We start from the raw sequence: 21,375 nt of genomic DNA, 5'->3' as shown, positions 1-21,375 counted from the left end.
ATTGAATCAAAAAAAGTAAGCGTATTAACCGAGCCGGGGCGGTTGCCAGATAGAAATGCTTTGCTCCCGGACGGCAGGAACAGGCGCTTCCGCGTAAGAGCGGGAAATTGGCTGAATGAATATCGTCGTCTTAGAAAGCTGCGGGGTAAGAGTTCTTACCGTAGAGCAGCAGGCACATGTGCAAAATGGCGGGCAGGTTTCTTGCCCTGCTTTTTCATTTGCGGTATGACTCTTCCCGATAGAAGGATAAGACCTGGCAACATCCGCAAAATCATCACTGTCCCTGCAAGGCAGTACGGCCAGGATGGTCATATAGAGGCTGAATATGAGTGCCAGATACTTCATTCAGTAGCAAAAGTATAATTTATTGGAAATGAGCAAAGCTAAAAACGAAATTTTTACATACAGGATATAATTAGCTTTGCACTAAAAACAAATGGTGTACTTGACATATAGCACTTTATAAGATTCTGAAAACCAATATAAGCCAATGATCTAAGTCCTAATTTTGAACTTTCTGCCATCGCAATTTTACATACTGCGCCTATGCACCAATGCCTACTTCCCAGGTTAACGCGAAATAGACGTAGCCGCAAATTGAAACGTTTTAGCCACTAAGTTTCCGGACACACTCCCCACATTACGGACAACACGACCGGAGGTCTAACACACCTTCAGGTATTGATATATTTCTCAACAGTAAAAATTTCCGGTACAGATGGCATCCTTTTCGGGATGGATATAAGCCTCAATTTTATGGGTGACGGATAACATTAAATAAATTTGTTCAGAGCAAACGATCGCTGCTGCAACCAATAATTTAATCCTTAACCGACAAGAAAATAAATTCTTGAATACAAACCCATTGTATTATGAAAAACTTTTTACTTTACTTTTTTGCAATCGTAATCCTTGCAGGAAGTTCCTGTAAAAAAGCCGAACAAGGCTATGATGATCAATTAACGCACAAATACCCGGACCCTCTCCGACCAGCGGATGGCTTTGTAACATTGAAGTCAGGTCTAGTAGTCAAAAAGCAGGGTGATAACTTTTTCTGGCTTGGTGATATCGCCCTATCTTCAGCTCAATTGAAAGCTTTAGATGAAAATGGATCCTTTTTTACTGGAAAACCATCTTACATAGGTCCGGATACCTCGATAAATCCAGTGTTAAACATACCAGTCAAGGTGGGTACGAACAACACAGCGATACCGAGAGCATTTGGTGTTTACCCAACCTCATACAATTTATGGGCTATGGTTAGGTTCAGATATGCCAATAATCTGACATCCGACCGGAGATATATTGCGCAGCAGGCTATGCTTCATTGGCAAGCCAATACCAACGTACGGTTCTATAATGCCACCGACCAACCAACTCAAGACCCAACATATGGCTTTCCTTATCCGTATATTGAATTCACCAATTCAAACGTTAACAATTCACCTGTTGGACGGCAGCCACAGCAAGGCTCTGGACCAACGGCTGGCAGGCAAATCATAAACCTTGCAGCCTTTCAAACTGTGAGTGTTGCCATACACGAGATAGGGCATGCGATAGGCTTGTTTCACGAGCAATCCAGATATGACCGGGATAATTCAATCAACGTTAATCTGAACAACGTCGTTGATACGAACCGGCACAACTTCCAAAAAATCACAACAAACTATTACGCTATTGGCGGTATAGACTATAGTTCAGTTATGATCTATGGCTCTTATGATTTTGCAATTAACCCCTCAGTCCCCGTTTTGACCAAGAAATCAGATGGATCAACATGGTCTCAGGGAAGTGTTGTTTCAACCCTGGACAAAGCATGGGCAAACACATTCTATATTCCCTACATCGCCAGATCCGACGTTTATGCCGAATTAGATGCTACGGTCTATAAACCGGACGGTACAATCATGACACCGCAGGAACGACTAAATTTGCAAGCCCAATTAAACAACGGCAATCCGAACCCTCCCAACTGTTGCCGTATCCCTAATAATCTTTAAGGCGAAAAATACGACTTCAACTTATACCAGAAAGTAGCGGGCACCACCTGCTACTTTTTTGTTTCAATAATCTCAGTGCTTTGACATTAAAAATCTTTGTCGTACTGTTCCTCTCAAGCGGAGTACTGACTTGCAGGGCCCAAGCGAACTTCTCCTTCTCTACTGGCGTGGCAACTGGAACGAGTAAACTCACTTGGTCTATAGCAGGAAACAGTGAAGGAAAATCACCAAACATATTATCGGAATTAAAATGGAATAGAATTGCTTCCGCTGGCATATTCTTTAATAGCGAGTACCGACCGATTAGCTTTTTGAGCGGGTATATCAAGTTTCAGCAAAATTTTATTTATCACGGAACCGGAACCGATGTTGATTATCAAGGTGACGACAGATCGAATCCGACATATGATGAAGGCTTCACGAGCAGTAAAGGTAGTTTGAAAAACCTGGAAACAGGCATATCTTTAACTCCTCTTGAACTTCAGAAGGTAACTTTACAAGTGGGAATTGCCTACCTTTCAGACACGCAGCAGCTTTTCATTTTAAATACGGGGTTTGATAATCTTAACAGTACTTACACTGCCAGTTGGAAAGGTTTGATGCCACATGCAGGTGCAAGAATTGATATCAGTAAACGAGTATTGCTCAAAGCCGTTTGTAAGTATGCTTTGGTAAACTACAACGCAACGGCAGATTGGAACCTAATTGAGACATTCATGCATCCTATAAGTTTCCTGCAACATGCCAATGGACAAGGCGTTACTGGGGAAGTTGTAATTAATGTTAAGGTAAGTCGCTCGTGCAGCATTTTCGCCTCGACTACCTTCACTCATTTCAAAACCAATATTGGAGTGGATGAATCCTTTCTACAGAATGGCAATCGCCTTCTAACTCAATTCAATGGTGCTCAATACAGATCGTCGGCTTTACAAGTGGGCGTTACTATTGAACTTGTTCATCATTGAGCAGATATAACTATTCATTTTTGACCGATCTATATACTATTATTCACGTTTGTCGAGCTTGGAACTGTAAATAAGTTGGATTGCGGTTCGACTAATCAAATTACATCAGGGGTAAAATATTAAAAGATATTTTGGACACAAAGCTATGGAAACATACGTCTGATTTCGCAGGTTGCTTCAAATCCGTGATTTATTACTATTTATTTCTCTGTGCTAAAAGATGACTGATATTTCTTTGTTTGACATTCTTAGATGCCTGTTTAACTACCAAAGCCAAAATTAAATTAATATCAACCTCCAACACCTGAGAGAGCTTAATCAGATCTTCAATAAGGAATTTCTCGGGTGCTGCACATTTCTTGACAAAGCTATCATATCCCATTCCCAAAGCAGCTAACATTCCAGTGACATACAGCTCAGTTAGGTCATTCATACTATGTATCGATCCAGTTTCAAATCGGGCTTTTATGGATGCAATCGTATTAAGTAGTCTATCAGAGTTAATTTTTACCATGCTGAGAGTTCCTAACCAAAAATCAGTAGCACGGCACTTAAAACAATGGAATATTACCAACACTGATATAAATATTCCCATTTTGGAAACATTTATTAGCCATATACAAATATTTAACTTAAATTAGCAATACATTATTCATACGACGTGAATAATACTCTACAAGCTATTTAATTGAGAAATAAAAATGGCACACACGGTCAGTTAAGTAACATTTTATAACTTAGCAGTTTCAAATAATAAAGCTGCTAGAACGAGCCTCGCCCTAAAATCTGGTAAATTTTTTCCCGCGAGCGTAAGTTGAGCTTCCACCCTATACATGTGATAGGGCCGGGGCTCGCTTATGTCCATGGGGGAATCATTTCGCAAGAAGTGAGAGGCTTACCAGAGCCTTAGGACATCGGATATGACGAGTTACCGGCCCTATTATAATCAAATTGAAGATTAATCGGCGGTAATCAGAGGCTCAAACATAACCTCTGATGGCAGCTAAAAATATAAATACCTCACTCCTTCTTCACGAATTGCAGCGCGGCAGTGACAAGGCCTTTGTTGTAATCTATGATTATTACAGTAGACCATTATACCGTAATTTACTTCACTTGATTAAGGACGAAGATGTGGCCAAGGAACTCTTACAAGACTTGTTTCTAAAATTATGGACTAAGCGCACCGAATTGAATGTAGAGAAACCTTTGCAACCCTACCTGTACAAAATGGCAAGTAGATTGGCCTACAACCATTTTCGAAAGATTGCGCAAGACCAGCGCCTCATCAGCCAACTCATTCTGACTACAGTTGATCACGTAACCAACATCGAAGACACGCTCATCGACGAAGAAACACAGGCGTTATTACGGCAGGCCATCGATCATTTGCCAACTCAACGAAAGAAAGTATTTACGCTATGCAAATTGGAAGGTAAAAGCTATGATGAGGTAAGTAATACCTTAGGCATCTCCAATGCAACAATAAACGAACACGTTGTCAAGGCAAATAAAGCGATCAAGCAATATTTTTGGGCTAATTACAGCATGACTGTGATTGTAGTTGTCCTCCATCTTATCGACCATTGATTCACTCTACCCCATCCGCTCAGCAAACCAAAAAAATTTCCTTATCAACCATTGATTTTATATCCAAGCGTGTTTTAGGTAAAAAAGCACCAGTGAAAGATCAAGAACAATTAACCTTCCTCTTCAAGAAGTATATCGCACAACGGTGTTCTGCTGATGAAATTCAGCAACTCTTCGAGCTGATCAACCAAAAGGAGAACGACGACCATTTCTTCTCGCTAGTAACAGCAGAATTCAGCGGCGATGTGCCCAAAGCAGAAGACATCGAAGGTGAAAAGAAAGCAGTTGCGATAGTAAAAACGACATTGTTAAATGAAATCCACTCCCCGCGTCTTTCATCCAAATCCCCTGCAAGTAAAGTTATAAAGAAACTACAGAGCACATGGTTCAAGGTAGCTGCATTATGGCTCTTTGTTGGATCTGTTACCCTTTTTCTATTTTACCGGCACTTTACTGATAACTATACAGCCAAGCTAAAGCAATCCACAAAAACTCTGGTCACCCGTACCGGGCAAAAGAAAATGATAACACTATTTGATGGCACGAAGATATGGCTTAGCCCGTCCAGCACCCTGCAATATACCGATCAGTTAATAAGTAGTTTTCGAGAAGTCACGCTGGACGGCGAAGCTTTTTTCGAAGTCGCCAAAGACAAAAGGCATCCCTTCATTGTTCACAGCGGCGCCATGCAAACAGAAGTTGTTGGTACATCTTTCAATGTCAAATCATACTTAAAGGGAAAAGATTACACCGTGACGGTGGTCACTGGCGTGGTTAAAGTGGCTCACTTGTCTGCCGCTTCAAAGAAGCTATCACAAGTGATTCTAAGGCCAAACCAACAGGTTGTTTTCACACCTCACAGACCATCTCTAATCGCGAGCGAAGTGCCAGATACTAAGCCTGTTCTACAAAAAAGAAACGGAATCCTAAGCTATAATGGGACACCGATAACTGAAGTTGTTGCGGATCTCAACCGATATTACGATACGCACATCATCATGCAAAAGCCTTCGTTCTCTTGCTTGTGCTATGGAGAGTTCAATACAACAAGACCAATTTCAATCGTCCTGCGTCAGCTTTCCACCGCCATAGGCGCGAACGTTTTGGAGAAAGAAGGCCAGTATATCTTAGAAGGGGGATGTGATGAACGATAGTAGTCTCAAGTAATTCTGACTGGCGCTTCTGCTGCCCTATAAGCTTATTTTATACCATCACGATTTAACTGCAAAAAACAAATTATTTGCTTTACAGGACCGCTAGTGCCTTTTCTGTCAAGTTTATTCCCTGATTGACTTACCCTAAAACATAAAACAAGTTCCTCTTCAAACCCCTAAACAATCAACACTATGCTCGAAAATGCCCTTTTTAAATTAAGGATCAAGCTCATTGTCATGACTGCGATGGTAAGCTGTATCCTAAACCTGGCCTTCATCAGACCACCTGTGCGGTCACAAGATTTAAATCAGCGGATATCCCTGGACGTCGACAGGAAAACGCTGAAGCAAACGCTTGACCTGATTGCAAGCCAGGCACATATTTCATTCATCTACAGCGACTTAAAGGGAATGACCACTAAAGCAGTCACCATCCACGTAAAGGACAAGGCCGTTACCAAAGTGCTGCATGACTTGTTACGACCGCTGAACCTGACTTACGAAGATATAGATGACCGTATCGTCATCAAGTTTGCGTCTGCAGAATTCAAAGCACCGACTTCAGAACGCTCCAGCGATCAGTACCACCCTTTGAAGGGCCGTGTCATCAATTCCAACAACTCCCCCTTGTCCGCTGTGACCATCCAGGTAAAAGGCGGGGCTGTGTTAACTACAACGGACAGCAACGGAGAGTTCCACGTTGAAGACATCTCAGATAGCACCATTCTCCAATTCAGCATCGTTGGCTACCATACCAAGGATATTGTTGTTAACGGTAACGAATATCTAACGGTAACGCTCCAAAGCAATGCTTTCTTGCTGAACGAAGTGAACGTGGTATCAACCGGTTACCAGACACTGCCAAAGGAAAGAGCCACTGGATCTTTCGATCAGATTGATAGTAAACTTGTTAGCCGCAGTACCAGCTCTAATATTTTGGATCGTCTAAATGGTGTTGCCAGTGGCATACGCTTTAATGGAGCAGCCCTGAACAATATTTCGACAAGTCCGGCCAATCGCCTGCTGGGAATCAACATTCGGGGAGAAAGTACATTATCTAACAACGTGGGTCGAGACCCCTTGATCGTATTGGACAATTTCCCCTATGAAGGAAACATCAGCAATATTAACCCGAATGATATCGAAAGCATAACCGTACTGAAGGATGCAGCAGCAGCTAGTATTTGGGGTGCCCGTTCAGGCAACGGGGTTATTGTCATCACAACAAAAAAGGGACGCTCAAACCAGCCCCTGAGTGTGGAATGGAACGCTGTAGTTACCCTGCAAAATAAGCCCAATTTGTTTTATGACCGGAATTATCTATCCGCCTCAGATTATATAAATGTAGAAACCGATCTGTTCAAGAAAGGATATTTTGACAGTTACCTCAACGACGCCCAGAACCTACCGCCGTTATCTCTTGTCGTTGATATCCTGGACCAACAAAAGAAAGGACTGCTATCAGCAGCGGAAGCCGACACGCGTATAAGCAATGTTCGCAGCTATGACATCCGGAATGACTTGCAGAAGTATGTCTACCGGAAAGCCGTCAAACAACAATATTCCCTGGGGCTTCGAGGCGGCAACACGATGAACCGGTATTCGTTTTCGGTAGGCTATGATAATAATCAGGACAATTTGCAAAGGAACGGGTTTAACCGTTTTACCCTCAATGCGACGAATGTTTATAACCCTGTTCAAAACCTGGAATTAACGGCAGCCATCAACTATAGTGAAAACACAACCGCACTGAACAACAGTCTAAGTATGGGCAGTATCGCCGTCGGAGGGCCAGTAAGCAACATCTATCCTTATGCAAGGCTGGCTGATCCTTCCGGCAGGTCGTTAGCTGTTACCAAAGACTACCGGGCCTCTTACATCAACGACGCTGTAAGCAACGGCTTCCTGAACTGGTATTATTTTCCACTTGACGAGTTGCAACTGGCTGATAATACAACCAAAGTGAATTCCTTGCTTTTGAGAGCATCAGCAAAATATAAGTTCACTCCTGACCTGAATGTGGACATACAATATGGACGCGAGCGGCAAGTGGCGTTGCTAAGAAATTACCAGTCCGCGGATAGTTATGCTGCCAGAAAATTCTACAATCAATTCACCCTTATTGACCCTGTTACGAAAGTTGTCACCCATCAAGCACCCGCAGGAGGTTTTCTGGATCTGAGTGATAATGAACTTGTCTCTCAAAATGGCAGGATACTTCTAAACTTCAACCGGAATTTCGGAGACCGTCATCAAGTCACAGCTTTGGCGGGCGCAGAGATCCGGCAGGTCGTTGCTTCAGGTTATAACCGCAACAGCATCGGCTACGATGACGAATTCGGAACTGCAGCAGGTGCTTTAAATTACGTTGACTTTTATCAGATCAGCCCCTATGGATATGCGCAACTACCAAGACCTGACAATGCCGTGCGAACCAGTACAAACCGTTTCATTTCCTATTTTGCAAATGTAGCTTATACTTTTAATCAAAAGTACACGGCAACTTTAAGCGGACGCAAGGACGGTGCTAACCTGTTTGGTGTTAGAACCAATGACAAGATTACACCGTTATGGTCGGCTGGTATTGCCTATGACATTGACAGAGAAGATTTCTATTCGGTTGAATGGTTGCCGAGATTAAAGTTGCGGGCAACTTATGGTTACAATGGCAACGTCTATAATGGCTCAGCTTATGTAACAGGCACCTACTCCACGAATTCTCTCACCGGTGCGCAGCAGATCACCAACCTGACCGCACCCAATCCGGAACTCAGATGGGAGAAAGTGAGAAACATCAACCTCGGGTTGGACTTTGCCACAGCAAAAAGCCGGCTTGCTGGCACCATCGAATATTATCGAAAGGACGGGCAGGATCTCATTCAGAACATCCCGCTTTTCCCATCGTCCGGATTTTCTTCTTTTATCGGAAACGCAGCAAGTACAGTGACAACTGGATTTGATGTCACCCTTGCCTATAAAGTATTGAGTAACCGTTTAAAGTGGATAGCAACAATTCTCGCCAGCACGCTGCACGATGAAGTAAAAAATTACAATATCACCTATAATAACGCAACGATCCGGCAAAATCCAGGTGGTGGGATTCCTTCTGTCGGTCGCTCACTGTATGGAATTTACAGCTATAAATGGGCGGGCCTTGACCCCATCAATGGTGATCCCATGGGATATTTAAACGGAAAGGTTTCCAAGGACTATGCCGCCATCATCAATAATTTCCGGCCGGACAGCCTGGTTTATAACGGACCAGCCCGGCCGAAAGTTTACGGTTCACTACGGAACGATTTCAGCTATCATAATTTCACCTTATCAGCGAACGTAGGCTATCAGTTCGGGTATGTCTTTCGCCGAAATTCGGTGAGCACCAACCTTCAGGACCTGATTAGTGCTCCTTACGGCCAGCACGCTGATTATGCTGCACGCTGGACAAAAACTGGAGATGAGCTACACACGAATGTACCTTCATTAGCTTACCCTGCCAACAACAACCGCAACCTGTTTTACCAGTACTCAGAAGCGCTGGTTGCCGATGCTTCGAACATCAGACTACTGGACCTCCGGTTAGGATATGAGTTTCAAAGGACGGAATGGGCAAAACTGCCGTTTAAATCACTTCAGTTATTTGCCTATGCGACAAATCTCGGCGTTATATGGCGGGCAAATAAATACGGTCTGGACCCGGGCCTGCCGACTTTTCAGTCTCACCTCCTGCCGAACCCATTTTCCATATCCTTTGGACTTAATGCTCACTTATAATCAAACATATCATGAATAAGTATCATATGAAAAAAATCAGCCTGATAACGGTTTGTTATATCTGCTTGATTGTTATGATGACAGCCTGCAAAAAACAAGATGAATATCTGGACATCAAGCGCAACAAGACAGACGTGACGCCCAAAACACTTGAAGATTTCCAGGCCGTCTTGGATAACAATCAGGTTATGAACGGATATAGTTCTATTATCGGCCTAATCGGAACCGATAATCTGTATGCGCCGGATACTTACCTGGATGCTGCAGATCAGACCGTCCGTAATGCTTATTTATGGAACAAAGATATTTACCAGGGAACAACCGCAGCGGAATGGCAATACCCCTATCAAGTGGTTGAGTACGCTAACATTGTTCTTGATGGCTTGAATGCCCTAAGTGCTGATGAACAATCGCAAGCCGTCAGTAACATTAAGGGATCCGCGTTATTCTTCAGGGCATACGCGTTTTATGAGTTAGCGCAACTGTATTGCAAAACTTATACCCCCGAAAGTGCAGCAACTGATCTTGGTATCCCGTTACGGCTTACATCCGACGTTAACGTCAGGGTGGGCCGTTCGACGCTACAAGCCACTTATGATCAGATTCTGAACGACCTGAAATCATCCGTTGTACTGCTGCCTAAGGTGCCGCTTTATAAAACCCGCCCGTCATCTACAGCAGCTCAAGCCTTACTGGCTAAAGTGTATTTTTCAAAAGGAGACTATGATCAGGCACTGAATTATGTGAATAACGCATTGCTAGATAACAGTTCACTCATAGACTTTAACACGCTGACCCTAACTACAGCCAACCCATTTCCAACGTTGGCCAAAGGAAATCCCGAGGTCATCTTTCATGCATGGGGTCTTGGTTACACCCTAACTACCCTGAGTGGAAGAGGACGCATCTCCCCTGATTTGTATCAGTCCTACGAAGCGGGTGACCTGCGGAAAGCGGCTTTCTTTACTGCTGATGGAACCACCGGATATTATCGGTTTAAAGGCTCCTACTCAGCTAACGCCTATTATTTCTGTGGTATAGCTGTCAACGAATTATTACTCATCAAAGCGGAATGCCTTGCTCGCCGGGAAGATATCACAGGCGCATTAGATAATCTTAACCTGCTGTTGCGTAACCGGTACACGAAGACTGCTTACTTGCCCGTGAGCCTGGCTAATAAAGGCGCAATTCTGAATCGGATTATACTGGAGCGTCGTAAGGAAATGCCTTTTACGGCACAACTCCGATGGGAGGATCTGAAGCGATTAAATCGGCAAACTGAGACACAAAGCACATTGCGCCGCTTGTATAGAAATAACGAATACATTCTGCTCCCCAATGATCCACGGTATGTATATCCGTTACCAGACGACGAACTACAGCTCAATAATCTTCCACAAAATAGCCGCTAAGTTTTAAAGATGAAACAACAGAATCTAATCTCAATTGCAAACGCCTGCCTAGTGCTGACGTTGTGCATTGGCCACGCGAATTTTAGTATGGGACAGTCCCGGATAAAAATTAACCACACAGACCAGAAAGCAATAAGGCTAAAGGTTTTCTATCCAAATACGACAACTGAGGATACCCTAATCCTTTTTAGTACCGACAATGTTCAGAAAATACTTACCAATAATTTTTTCGAGGAGAAGATGGGCATTAAATCCGTCAAAGGCAAAGACGGGGCTTTTGACTTCATAATGCCTGCGGGTAGATCACCTTATACCCATGTTATACTGGCTCGCCTGAAGCGTCAGAGCGAAAGAAAAGACACCAACGCTATTTCTCAGGAATCATTTGTAGGAGAAGAGATCCTGACCTATTATGCGTTTAAAAACGGAGATAATTTGGTTCTTCAAGTTAGCAAAAAAGGCAACTTCGAACCGCGGCGGGGATACCGGCACAATTTTTCCTTACGCTTTTCGGGAAAAGGTGCAGAAACGCAGAACTTATGGTATGGCGTGGACTCGATTGACTATCATGTCCGCCTTTCTCCTTTTACCGGTGAAAAGCACACTTACCTTGTTGAGAACTATGAAAATAAAATCATTGCCGACAGTAAGCGTTTCTTGGAAAACCACAAAAACCATCTTTCACAATCGGACTATCTCTTCCTTATAGCGCATGCAACGTTCAAGGCGAAAAAAGACGAAGCCTATCTTATCACCCGTACGCAGGAGAAAGCGCTGCGGAATTACAGCGATACGGAACGTAAAGCATTTCAAAGTCGATACGATTCCGCATTTCATGCTGCTCAGTCTATTCTTCCACCCGGTATACTACGTTATTCCATGGATTATCCGCAGGCGGAATATTATAAAAAATGCATTCATGCAATATTAACCGGCACTTTTGATTATCGGGACAGCCTATTTGCAAAGATCAGGTCTGAGAAGCCGGGGTTATTGCGAGATCAATTACTGGTTCAATACTTTGCCTATTTATCGCATACTCATCCTGGCGCAATCGGCAATTTACATGAAGCGGCTATGCTTGCCGAGGAAGGAGATTACAAAAACTATCTCAACTCCCTTACTTTTGGGCCGGGTGCACCAGCTTTTGATTTCGACTTACCCGATAAAGATGGCAGACACATACGGCTTTCAGATTTTCGAGGAAAAGTAGTTCTTATAGACTTTTGGTATACCGGTTGTGGTAACTGCCTGTATTTTTATCGCAATGAACTGTCCAAAGTGGAAGAATATTTTAAAAACGACACCTCGGTCGTCTTTTTGACGATTAGTATTGACCGATCAAAAGCCCTATGGGTAAAAAGCATACAGGCAAGGCAATATACCTCCTCGGACGTCATTAATCTGTACACTGATGGAGCAGGAACCAACCACGATGTTATTAAAAGGTATGGTGTATTTGGCTACCCTCGGCCTGTATTGATAGGAAAAGATCAACGTATACTTAAAGCAGACCACATCCTTCGTTCAGCTTCAGCGATTATTGCGTCCATAAGGAGTGCGAAATAACAGGTGGGAATACTGTTGTATTCCCACCTGTTCCGCCTACTTCTGGAAGGCACCATTTTGGACTAACTCAGCCCCCGCGATCGGTATTTCTTTGGTCATCGGGTTTGGAGTTGCGTCTGAACGAACCTCACAAATTCTTGAGCTAACGTTACATGTAGAGCCTGCGGTCACCGCAGTTACTACATACGTTGATGCATTGGTCTGCAATACACCCCAAGTTTGCAGTGCGGCTGAATTCCGCGGCGTCATGGCGAATGCGCCGCTGATGCCCACGATGGTAACTATCGCCAACATGGCGATACGAGCCCTTTGTAAAAGGCTTTTCTTGTTGTTTAACATAATAGCGAATTTTTGAATTAGTGCCTACTCTGATACAGGTTTTCGGCTTCTCCTGATTCGATGCGCATAGAATATCTTATAGTGTCAGTACCTCTGTACTGGCCCTTTCGAGCTTTACTTTAATGAATATACCTGCTGCGGCAAGGGCAGTAAATGCAATGTTAAACAGGAAATGTTGGTGCCAGCTCATTTGATTGAATACACCGGCACAGGAACAGGGTACTCTCGGAAAGATCTGCAAGATGATCAATCCGATATACATCGTGAAAGCAGTCATCAAGACTAAGGATAGCCGTAGTCCGAGCATACGTGTCTTTACTTTCATAAGGAGAAAAACCGCCAAAAATTCCACAAAGGGCACCGCCACTACCAGAACGGCAGACAATGACTTGGAGAAAACCTGATTGTTCATCTGGCGGACGAAATGGTTCCAATCCAGGATTTTATTGGTTGCTGTAAAAAGGAAAAGTAATGCCAAAAGGTGAACACAGCCTTCATATAGCCAATACATGATTTTCATAGTCATTATGCTTGCTTGAAATTGTCAAATAATGTTGGATTGCCTGTTTTATATCGTCAATTCTACAGCGTTGCTGCCTTGTTGCCTTCAAGCATTTTATTACGGCATCAACTAATACTACACTACCGGTTAAGCGTAAAAGCTTGGTACGGAGAGTCTGAAGATTTGCAGAAAGCAATACGTGTGGCTGGACACCCGTCAGTACAAACGCGAGCAGCGCGCCTAGCGAATAAACATCATCACCTGTGTCAGGTTCCTGATACTCCAGTTGTTGCGGTGACACATACCCAAACGTTCCAAGAAGAAACGGAGGGTCAGGTTTTGTCTCCAATCGGGAATAGCTTAGCTCAAAGTCTATAATGCACAGGCTATCGTCCTGCAGAACGATGAAATTACTGTCTGTAATGTCCCGGTGTATCATTCCAAGATTGTGGATTTGCTCTGTCAGCAGAACAGCTTCCAGAAACCATCGAACCATTCTTTCCTGGTTTGCCCTGTCAAGAGAACGCCATTCCCGGCCCTGTAATGCAGAACGCACGTGATGGCCCAGGGACTCGCCTTCTGCAAAGTCCAATACCAGGTAGGCTTTGTCTCCTCTTTCGATATAATCAATGAAGCCTGGTGTTTTGATGTGATCGTGAATCTGAAGAACCACCTCCTTTTGCCACAACAACCTGTCTTTCATATCCCGGTCAAAATGATCATCAAAGATCATGGGCCTCCCTTCTTTTATCAGGCACCAGTTGAAAGCCATCATTCGCAAGTTCACAGCTTTATAAACTGCTCCCTTAGGACTTGTTCTCATTTCTTGTACCGGGAGGTAGCACCCGCCAAGAATTTTCGGCCGGTTAGCTTCCTTCTTATAGATTTTCGGGATTGCAAAAGGAAAGCCCTTTTTGTCTGGTTTTCCCAAATGCATAACTCCATCGCCGAGAAATACTTTCTGAACATACAATATTTCTCCGATTCGTAATGCTGCAGGCACCACCGGTCCCTGGTAGCCCCTACTTAAGTCAGCTAATTCCACCGCTATTTCAAGAGCCAATTCTAATGTATCAGGAAAGACGATGATTGCTTTACCAATTTCTTCTTCACCATAGGTTCCTGAATTAAGCCTGTATTGGTGCGTCTGGTCTTTTATAATTCGGAACGCACACTCCGAGCTTTTCAAATAAGGAAGAACTTTTTGGAGAAGATCAGGGGTACTTTTTGTTTTGCAGGATATGATTAAAGCCCATCCATTGTGGGGCTTGATGCTGCCCACTACTAGGCATTTTTCATCCTCCCTGAAATTTAATCGTGCCTGCTTCAATAACGGTTTGTAGGAAACAAGCTGGTAGAAATAGGTCTGTGCCATACGCCATCGCTTTATACAAAACTATAACGCCTATTAAACAAACTGAAATAAAGCACCTTCCGGGGCAGCTCCGAGTGTCTCAATTGAAACAATGGCAATGCTCACAGCGGACATACGCTGCTCTTAAAGCAGACGTTCGAAGAGGTCATCACTTGTTGTTAATCTTCTCCGCAAGGATGCAATGCTATTTGGCCCGAAAAGTGGTATGTGGAAAATATCACTATAGGTATGCCTTCAAAATTTGAACAGGATACTTTTAAGATGACCGGGCACTTCTCGTACGGCTGTAGTGGGATCTGGATACGTTAAGGTAGGATACGATATCTTGTTGTTGCAGGCGACTTGTATCGAATAGACGACTAAATGTTTCATCACGAAGCTGCGCAGGCAAGCTCAGCAGATAGCTTCGAAAATCCGACCGTTGTTTAAAGCCCAATATAATCTCCCTCTCAAACTGAGTTGTTTCGGGAAACAGTTTCCGAGTCGCTTCAAGTTGCGCATAGGTAATAACGGACAAACTGCTATCGGCTAATAACTGCACATAATGCCGATTGGGTTCTTTGCCAAAAAAGCTATCTACTGCGCAGATAAAATCGCCGTCTGCAAGAAAACAATCAATAACTGGCCGTTTGTTCATCCTATGGTCCTCAGAAAAATGAAAAATCTTGGCAAGACCACTCCGGATGTACCAAATTCGATTATTTACATCACTTGGCCGAAGTAAAACAGTATCCTTGGAATAATATTCCGGATAAGCAATAGACCAGAGATATTTCGTAAAGTGATCAGAATACCGGGATTGATTTGGATAAACCATAATAGAACTTAGCTAAAGATTTTTAAACCGATTGATTTGCGAAAATCGGAGCATAGTTTTTCAAGACAAATAGCGTAGCGTATATTAAAATAAAGGAACCACCTTTTGCTTCCGTACAAAATTATCTATTTAAGTTGTAAGGCTTCCTTACTGTTATTGTTAGCTATATATTGAATTCGAGACCCACACTTCTTGTTTTTCCCAAAAACGATACCAGGATATCTAACAAAAACAATGGGATATACTTATAAAAAGCTCATTATCAGTAACTTTAGTCAAATGTTTTTACTGAAGAACTCGCAGTACTTCACTACAGAAAAGATAGCAGTTTGGGACTGTGGCTGAAAGAAGCTTGATTACCAATCAGTTTTCGGGCTACAAAGCACTCAATACGGGATAAAAAAACGCATAGAATTTCACAAAGGAAATATTTCGAAGGTGATAATTATTGGTATGAAATGGCTGATATGTTGGATACTCTTCCCGCTTGCTAGCAGATTTTCGCCTATCCTAGACCTTTTTAATACGGTCATAGATGGACACATTTGATCAAATCAAATAGGTGTTCCCTGCAATGGAAGCCATTTTCGCTGCTTTTCTACAAAGAAAATAAAACGGCAGGTACTTGTGTGAGGAACGCAATACAGAAACTGAAAACACTGGCTCAGAAAATGCGCCGTGAAGTAGCTGAGCTTAAAAACAAAGCCGAATACAACATCGGGTTCAAAAGGCATCCGCAAACAGTAAAGCTACTTTACCACAAATGCAGGACGAGGGACAGTCCATAATTGCAGCTGTAAAAGAAAATCATTTTCTAGAATGCGGATTCAATCTGCGGCTACCAGGAAGATTTGTTTTTCAGCCAACTAGTAAACCGGTTTGCCAAACGAAGAAAGCTTAATGCTGTCATCATGGAACCAGTTGTCGGGTTAGCAAGCAGGTGCCTGGGAAGTAGAAGAACGTAAAAAACTCGCTCGCATGTTATGTCACCACTTTTGAAAAAAGCGGGACTTATCTTTATAGAAAAAAAAAGCCATGATGAAACAAGGCCCATCAAAGATTGCATTTCCGGAATTTCAGGAAGCCAATCTTGTATTCACAGAAGCGATTGCAGTACTTACAATGCAGGAAGATATTTTATTACTGACGGCCGGTCGTATTGCAGAACAGGCCAATCGCCCGCAGAGCGACATTGTCAAATACTTCGGCAGCCTCGATACGCTTTTGGCCATGTATCATCAGCAGCGCAACGTGGAACAATGGCTTAAAGACAACTTCCGCAAATAGTTTACGCTTAACGGGCCACAAGTAATGACCTATCTACATTTTCCTGGTTCGCTGGACATTGACCACGAGCAATTCTGCCTGACAGCTAAAAAATAAAGCCTTCCGGCACTCGCTGTCTGAAGGCTTCAACCTAAACCTTATCACAATTCGGAAAGTGGGTTGCTTTCCTTATGGGCAAGTATCGTCAAATTTACCCTTGGAACCAAAGATTAAATGCATCATTAATTCGATGTGTCAACAATTATAGGGCTATGCCAACAGCAAACGGACCGCGCTATGGGAATTGCCTGATCTTGACTGATAATAATTCGAACGCAAATCCATCGCTGATTTCCTTTAAATACTGATGTGCTGCTGGCATCAGTACGCAGGTCATGTGCCGGATTTAAGTATAACACTGCAGAAATTGCTATAAATATGGGGGGGGGGCAAACTGCTACCCGAGTGTCAGTAAGTTTTCAAGGCGGGTATCTCCTTTTCAAACACCTTGACCTAAAGCATTCAATATTAAGGCAATGCTGCAGAAATATTGCAATTGGCCACATCCGGCAAACCGGCTTTTGCGTATAAATAGCTTTCTTTAATGCGAAGATATTATTTTTAGGATTCTATATCACTTGTTTATGCCGATACTGCTTCCATTTAATACCTCGTCTCTTCGTCAAACGGAGGAACAACAGCTTAATCAGGCCCGCATTCAAATACTACGTGCGCTGCTCGTAGCCTACGCCGGTATTTTTGTCCTGCTCACTTTATTTTATCTGATATTCGAAAGAAACTACCTGCTGGTTCGTTCCAGTTTTATCCTGGTGGTCCTTGTCATCAACCTGATATGGCTACTGCGAGGCGGAAGCTGGCGTCGCATTGCTCATGCCTTTATCTTTTGTCTGACGTTGATCATCTGGACGAATATTCTCTTTATCCGGCAGGGTGTCAACCTGGTCATGGTTCAGTACATCGTTTTGATTGTTACCTGCGGCTTTTATCTTTTAGAGGAAAAATGGGGACTGGTTTACGCCACCATCAATATTATACCGTTACTGGCCTACATCTATATGAATGAATACGCCGGCCTCAGCATCGCCAGCCCCATTCAGAACCTCAACAATACTGCTTATCACGTTGTACTGGCCTGCAACTTCGTGATACTGATCTATATACACTACTATTTTTTTCGGGAATACAAATCGGTCAACGTCCAGCAAGCTGAAAACAGACGTGAATTACAAAAAGCTTTGCTGGCGGCGAATCACACGGCACAGGAGAAGACCAACTTCTTAGCCACCATGTCCCACGAACTGCGCACGCCCTTAAACGCCGTGATCGGAATGACCAACCTGTTGCTGATTGAAAAGCATACGGAGGAGCAGAAGGCAAATCTGGAAGTTTTACAGTTTTCTTCAGATAATCTCATGTCCATTATCAACGATATACTGGATTTCAATAAGCTTGATGCGGGCAAAACGGAACTACGTCCTGTCGATTTCCGTCTGGATGTGCTGCTGGATCGTCTTTGCGGTACGTTTAAAGAAAGAGCGGCAGCAAAGGGAATCGATTTCCAATGCCAGTCTGCACCAGAGCTGTCAGGCAAAACGCTTCATGGCGACCAGGTCCATTTAACCCAGATTCTCTTCAACCTGATCGGGAATGCGATCAAATTTACCGCCGTCGGAACGGTAGCCGTCCTGGCAAACGTAAAGACACAGGCAGCAGAAGTCCTTGAAGTTGCTTTCGAAATCAGCGATACCGGCATCGGGATACCTTCGGAAAATTTAGCACAAATATTCGAACCTTATACCCAGTCTCGGGCCAGTACCAACAGGCAATACCACGGTACCGGGCTCGGCCTTACCATCGCTAAAAAACTGGTGGAGCTGTTGGGCGGGGAACTGCTGCTGGAAAGCGAGGAAGGGACGGGAACGAAGTTTAACTTTACACTGTTGTTCAAGATAGCAGGTGAAACGGTTGTCACCCGGGCAACGGTGTCTCACGACCAAAAAGAGCTGGCCAGCCTGCGCGTTTTAGTGGCAGAGGACAATCCATTAAACGTGCTGGTGATTAGGAAACTACTGAAAGTCTGGTCTATTACGCCGACGGTAGTAGAAAACGGGCGGTTGGCGATAGATGCCGTTGTATCCTGTGATTATGATGTCGTGCTGATGGATATCAATATGCCGGTAATGGATGGCTTCGAAGCCTCCCGGCTGATCCGGGAATTACCCGATTCCCGCAAGGCTAATATCCCCATTATTGCCCTGACCGCATCCGTAGGGGCAGCTATTGAACATCACCAGGCCTATGCTTACCTGACGGATTGTATCCTGAAACCCTTTAAGCCGGACGACCTGCGCAGCAAGCTGGAAACGTTGCTGTAGTAGTCCGACAGAAGTCGATAACTCGAGCATGACACCCACGCTTCGCGGCTGGCTTATGCGTGCAGAAGCGGAACAAGCGTGTTTTTGACTGCTCTATTCGATCTCCGGTGTGTCTTAAATCGGGACAACAGTAACAATCCATACCTGAATTTCGTACACTTACAGCCCCAAAGGCGGGCCGATGCTTTTCACTCCCCCTAAAAAGAACTGGAAGATTAATGAAGTTTCTGCTGCAGTTAACGAACTGAAAAAAAGACAAGCGCTTTCCGGCTACAACCTGGATTTTAATGGGCTTCCGAGTGTTGGTGATGAAAATTTTTTCATGATCGCTGCCTGTAGACACACCTGCTCGGGTCGCACCATTATTATCGGTTGCACTAGGAAGGATAGAGTTGCTATGAACTTTCCTGGCCCCTGGCTTCTTAAATAAAGAAATTGTGATCGCCAGGAATGCACCTTTCGTCGCAGAATGCAAAGTTACTACAGGCAGCGGCATTTTTACTTGTGCCCCTGCTGTTATTGATAACATTGCCACCCTTTCAAATAGTTTTAAAGCGGCAGGTACCGGCATAACGAACGGTGTGCAGCAAACAGGAACCATTGGCTCAGGAAGTAACCAAGCTTAACAACCAAGCAGAATAAAAGGTCAGGAGTGTTCTGGAGAAGCCATGCTGTTTGCAGCATGGCTTTCTAATGTATGCTTATATTCGTTCCTAGGCAAATCATGCAGTCCTTATTTTCATTTAATATAATAGAGTTTGAGATCAATACTTCAATTCCGAGTTAAATGGTTAAATCCAGCAAACAAGGGGTTTCTGCCCTTATAGTTACAATCCAGACTGTAATCGCTTCTTCAACAGGTGCATATCACTACTGACTTTAATATCTAAAATTCTCGCGTAATGTTGTGTTTGCTTGAGGTTCTTATGGCCCAGCATTTTGGAAACCGACTCGATAGGTACGCCCTTGCTCAAGGTAACTGTTGTTGCAAATGTATGGCGGGCGATATGAAAACTGAGGCTCTTACGAATACCGCAAACATCGGCGATCTCCTTTAAATAAGCGTTCATCTTTTGATTACTCAAGATCGGCAAAACGGTACCTTTTACCTGACACAATGGATGATCAGCGTATTTTCTGACAATTGACAAGGCTTGTGGTAACAAAGGTATCTTGGATGCACTATTTGTTTTCTGCCGACTGGTGTCAATCCATTCCTCACCATCAAAACCGATAACAATCTCTGAACGCTTGAGTTTTAGCACATCAGCATAAGCTAAGCCGGTGTAACAAGAAAACAAGAAAATGTCACGCACAACAGCAAGCCTTTCAGTCGCAAATTCCTTTTGGCTTATTTTAGTTAATTCACCGTCGGTTAAAAAAGGTCGGTCATTTTCCTTTTTGGCCAGGCTGAATTCTGCAAAAGGGTCTTGAGGCAACCAGCGCCGTTTGACGCATAAAAGAACAATTTTTTTAAAGTAGGTCAGGTATTTAATGGTTGTATTGTGCTGACACTTCCGGATGCTCTTGAGCCAGAAAGAGAACTGGCTGATAAATTCATAATCCAGTTTGCGGATATCCAGGTCATCGGCCTTGTACTGCCATTCGATAAAATTCTTCGTATGCAAAAGCGTCCGTTCGAAAAGGTCCAATGTGCCTTCCGAATACTCCTCCGGCACCAATGCCTTTACCTGATCATTATGCGCCCTAAACTCCCGAAGAATATATTTCCGGTCGTCCACGCCCATCAGATAGTTCTTAATGCTAACTGCTGTAACTGCTTTGTTCAGGTCAATCAAACAGCGTCTTGCATCATGAACTTTGTTCGTCATGATCTCCAGGAAGTTGTTGATGGACTTCGCATCCTCTTTTGTTCCCGAAGCTCTTCCGCTCCGCTTATTCCAACGGGCAAGGTCCCAGGTGCGCTTGGTTGATATTTCTACTGGAATGCCGTCCACGGTAATCCTTAAATAAACTTGGTAAGGATCACCATCCTTGTAAAACTTGGGTTTTTTGAGATGAGTTAAAATACTAAAGCTTCTTTCTAACATAACACTGCAATTAAAAGGTTAACAAATGTCGACTTGCAGCGCTTGGAAAACAAGATGTTCAAATAATGAACAAGTTGATTATCAGTTATTTGTGGCACTTTTCGGGAGTAGTAAATCTGATTGCTACTACTCCCGGAATTACTCCCATTTTTTTTGATAATTATTGAA

At 43.5% G+C, this 21,375-nt stretch carries 19 protein-coding genes; 12 read left to right on the top strand and 7 right to left on the bottom strand.

Annotated elements, in window-relative coordinates:
- Positions 1 to 24: 24 nt before the first annotated feature.
- On the bottom strand, positions 25 to 312 hold the full coding sequence (locus ABDD95_RS07090) for a hypothetical protein (RefSeq protein ID WP_352432940.1): 288 nt from the start codon (positions 310 to 312) through the stop codon (positions 25 to 27).
- A gap of 560 nt (positions 313 to 872) precedes the next feature.
- On the opposite strand from ABDD95_RS07090, the gene ABDD95_RS07085 reads away from it, so the two are divergent.
- Both ABDD95_RS07085 and ABDD95_RS07080 read left to right on the top strand, forming a co-directional pair.
- On the top strand, positions 873 to 2,000 hold the full coding sequence (locus ABDD95_RS07085; protein ID WP_345951210.1) for a M12 family metallopeptidase: 1,128 nt from the start codon (positions 873 to 875) through the stop codon (positions 1,998 to 2,000).
- Between the two features lie 80 nt (positions 2,001 to 2,080).
- Positions 2,081 to 2,965 carry a hypothetical protein gene (locus ABDD95_RS07080; protein ID WP_352432929.1) on the top strand — a complete coding sequence of 295 codons (885 nt, stop codon included), beginning with the start codon at positions 2,081 to 2,083 and terminating at the stop codon, positions 2,963 to 2,965.
- A 196-nt stretch (positions 2,966 to 3,161) separates the two neighbouring features.
- Here the strand turns inward: ABDD95_RS07080 and ABDD95_RS07075 are convergent, their stop codons facing one another.
- Complete coding sequence (locus ABDD95_RS07075; RefSeq protein WP_345951208.1) at positions 3,162 to 3,398, bottom strand: hypothetical protein; 237 nt, start codon at positions 3,396 to 3,398, stop codon at positions 3,162 to 3,164.
- A gap of 683 nt (positions 3,399 to 4,081) precedes the next feature.
- Between ABDD95_RS07075 and ABDD95_RS07070 the strand changes: the two genes are divergently transcribed.
- From ABDD95_RS07070 to ABDD95_RS07050, 5 genes are all read left to right on the top strand, one after another.
- A complete protein-coding gene (locus ABDD95_RS07070) occupies positions 4,082 to 4,555 on the top strand; it encodes a sigma-70 family RNA polymerase sigma factor (protein ID WP_345951207.1) in 474 nt (157 codons plus the stop codon).
- Positions 4,552 to 5,709, top strand: coding sequence for a FecR domain-containing protein (locus ABDD95_RS07065; RefSeq protein WP_345951206.1), 1,158 nt, complete (start codon positions 4,552 to 4,554; stop codon positions 5,707 to 5,709). The genes ABDD95_RS07070 and ABDD95_RS07065 overlap by 4 nt, the downstream gene beginning before the upstream one ends.
- 192 nt (positions 5,710 to 5,901) lie before the next feature.
- The gene (locus ABDD95_RS07060) at positions 5,902 to 9,480 is read left to right on the top strand and encodes a SusC/RagA family TonB-linked outer membrane protein (RefSeq protein ID WP_345951205.1); all 3,579 of its coding nucleotides are present in this window, start codon (positions 5,902 to 5,904) and stop codon (positions 9,478 to 9,480) included.
- Positions 9,481 to 9,554: 74 nt separating this feature from the next.
- A complete protein-coding gene (locus ABDD95_RS07055) occupies positions 9,555 to 10,892 on the top strand; it encodes a RagB/SusD family nutrient uptake outer membrane protein (protein WP_345951204.1) in 1,338 nt (445 codons plus the stop codon).
- A 9-nt stretch (positions 10,893 to 10,901) separates the two neighbouring features.
- On the top strand, positions 10,902 to 12,461 hold the full coding sequence (locus ABDD95_RS07050; RefSeq protein WP_345951203.1) for a TlpA disulfide reductase family protein: 1,560 nt from the start codon (positions 10,902 to 10,904) through the stop codon (positions 12,459 to 12,461).
- A 36-nt stretch (positions 12,462 to 12,497) separates the two neighbouring features.
- Here ABDD95_RS07050 and ABDD95_RS07045 read toward each other — a convergent pair whose 3' ends face one another.
- From ABDD95_RS07045 to ABDD95_RS07030, 4 genes are all read right to left on the bottom strand, one after another.
- Positions 12,498 to 12,800, bottom strand: coding sequence for a hypothetical protein (locus ABDD95_RS07045; protein WP_345951202.1), 303 nt, complete (start codon positions 12,798 to 12,800; stop codon positions 12,498 to 12,500).
- Between the two features lie 76 nt (positions 12,801 to 12,876).
- Positions 12,877 to 13,320: a MauE/DoxX family redox-associated membrane protein gene (locus ABDD95_RS07040; protein ID WP_345951201.1), complete on the bottom strand. Its 444-nt coding sequence runs from the start codon at positions 13,318 to 13,320 to the stop codon at positions 12,877 to 12,879.
- The gene (locus ABDD95_RS07035; RefSeq protein ID WP_345951200.1) at positions 13,295 to 14,677 is read right to left on the bottom strand and encodes a protein kinase; all 1,383 of its coding nucleotides are present in this window, start codon (positions 14,675 to 14,677) and stop codon (positions 13,295 to 13,297) included. The genes ABDD95_RS07040 and ABDD95_RS07035 overlap by 26 nt, the downstream gene beginning before the upstream one ends.
- Before the next feature lie 256 nt (positions 14,678 to 14,933).
- Entirely contained in the window at positions 14,934 to 15,494 is a 561-nt protein-coding gene (locus ABDD95_RS07030; RefSeq protein ID WP_345951199.1) for a cyclic nucleotide-binding domain-containing protein, read from the bottom strand.
- Positions 15,495 to 16,123: 629 nt separating this feature from the next.
- On the opposite strand from ABDD95_RS07030, the gene ABDD95_RS07025 reads away from it, so the two are divergent.
- The 5 genes from ABDD95_RS07025 to ABDD95_RS07005 all read left to right on the top strand — a co-directional run bounded on the left by ABDD95_RS07025 (position 16,124) and on the right by ABDD95_RS07005 (position 19,782).
- Positions 16,124 to 16,282, top strand: coding sequence for a hypothetical protein (locus ABDD95_RS07025; protein WP_345951198.1), 159 nt, complete (start codon positions 16,124 to 16,126; stop codon positions 16,280 to 16,282).
- A 247-nt stretch (positions 16,283 to 16,529) separates the two neighbouring features.
- Positions 16,530 to 16,781: a hypothetical protein gene (locus ABDD95_RS07020; protein WP_345951197.1), complete on the top strand. Its 252-nt coding sequence runs from the start codon at positions 16,530 to 16,532 to the stop codon at positions 16,779 to 16,781.
- Positions 16,782 to 17,404: 623 nt separating this feature from the next.
- Entirely contained in the window at positions 17,405 to 19,156 is a 1,752-nt protein-coding gene (locus tag ABDD95_RS07015) for an ATP-binding protein (protein ID WP_345951196.1), read from the top strand.
- A gap of 181 nt (positions 19,157 to 19,337) precedes the next feature.
- A complete protein-coding gene (locus ABDD95_RS07010) occupies positions 19,338 to 19,586 on the top strand; it encodes a hypothetical protein (protein ID WP_345951195.1) in 249 nt (82 codons plus the stop codon).
- Between the two features lie 7 nt (positions 19,587 to 19,593).
- Positions 19,594 to 19,782: a hypothetical protein gene (locus tag ABDD95_RS07005; protein ID WP_345951194.1), complete on the top strand. Its 189-nt coding sequence runs from the start codon at positions 19,594 to 19,596 to the stop codon at positions 19,780 to 19,782.
- Between the two features lie 201 nt (positions 19,783 to 19,983).
- Here the strand turns inward: ABDD95_RS07005 and ABDD95_RS07000 are convergent, their stop codons facing one another.
- Complete coding sequence (locus ABDD95_RS07000) at positions 19,984 to 21,207, bottom strand: site-specific integrase (protein WP_345951193.1); 1,224 nt, start codon at positions 21,205 to 21,207, stop codon at positions 19,984 to 19,986.
- Between the last annotated feature and the right edge of the window lie 168 nt (positions 21,208 to 21,375).

This window comes from Mucilaginibacter sp. PAMB04274, assembly GCF_039634385.2.
Lineage (GTDB): Bacteria > Bacteroidota > Bacteroidia > Sphingobacteriales > Sphingobacteriaceae > Mucilaginibacter.
This window is presented reverse-complemented; position numbering and strand designations above follow the sequence as displayed.

Coding starts and splice junctions, on each gene's coding strand:
- ABDD95_RS07055 (WP_345951204.1), top strand. CDS start 9,555: ATGATGACAGCCTGCAAAAAACAAGATGAATATCTGGACATCAAGCGC.
- ABDD95_RS07035 (WP_345951200.1), bottom strand. CDS start 14,677: ATGGCACAGACCTATTTCTACCAGCTTGTTTCCTACAAACCGTTATTG.
- ABDD95_RS07040 (WP_345951201.1), bottom strand. CDS start 13,320: ATGAAAATCATGTATTGGCTATATGAAGGCTGTGTTCACCTTTTGGCA.
- ABDD95_RS07090 (WP_352432940.1), bottom strand. CDS start 312: ATGACCATCCTGGCCGTACTGCCTTGCAGGGACAGTGATGATTTTGCG.
- ABDD95_RS07075 (WP_345951208.1), bottom strand. CDS start 3,398: ATGAATGACCTAACTGAGCTGTATGTCACTGGAATGTTAGCTGCTTTG.
- ABDD95_RS07030 (WP_345951199.1), bottom strand. CDS start 15,494: ATGGTTTATCCAAATCAATCCCGGTATTCTGATCACTTTACGAAATAT.
- ABDD95_RS07010 (WP_345951195.1), top strand. CDS start 19,338: ATGCTTTTCACTCCCCCTAAAAAGAACTGGAAGATTAATGAAGTTTCT.
- ABDD95_RS07060 (WP_345951205.1), top strand. CDS start 5,902: ATGCTCGAAAATGCCCTTTTTAAATTAAGGATCAAGCTCATTGTCATG.
- ABDD95_RS07020 (WP_345951197.1), top strand. CDS start 16,530: ATGATGAAACAAGGCCCATCAAAGATTGCATTTCCGGAATTTCAGGAA.
- ABDD95_RS07045 (WP_345951202.1), bottom strand. CDS start 12,800: ATGTTAAACAACAAGAAAAGCCTTTTACAAAGGGCTCGTATCGCCATG.
- ABDD95_RS07000 (WP_345951193.1), bottom strand. CDS start 21,207: ATGTTAGAAAGAAGCTTTAGTATTTTAACTCATCTCAAAAAACCCAAG.
- ABDD95_RS07015 (WP_345951196.1), top strand. CDS start 17,405: ATGCCGATACTGCTTCCATTTAATACCTCGTCTCTTCGTCAAACGGAG.
- ABDD95_RS07050 (WP_345951203.1), top strand. CDS start 10,902: ATGAAACAACAGAATCTAATCTCAATTGCAAACGCCTGCCTAGTGCTG.
- ABDD95_RS07085 (WP_345951210.1), top strand. CDS start 873: ATGAAAAACTTTTTACTTTACTTTTTTGCAATCGTAATCCTTGCAGGA.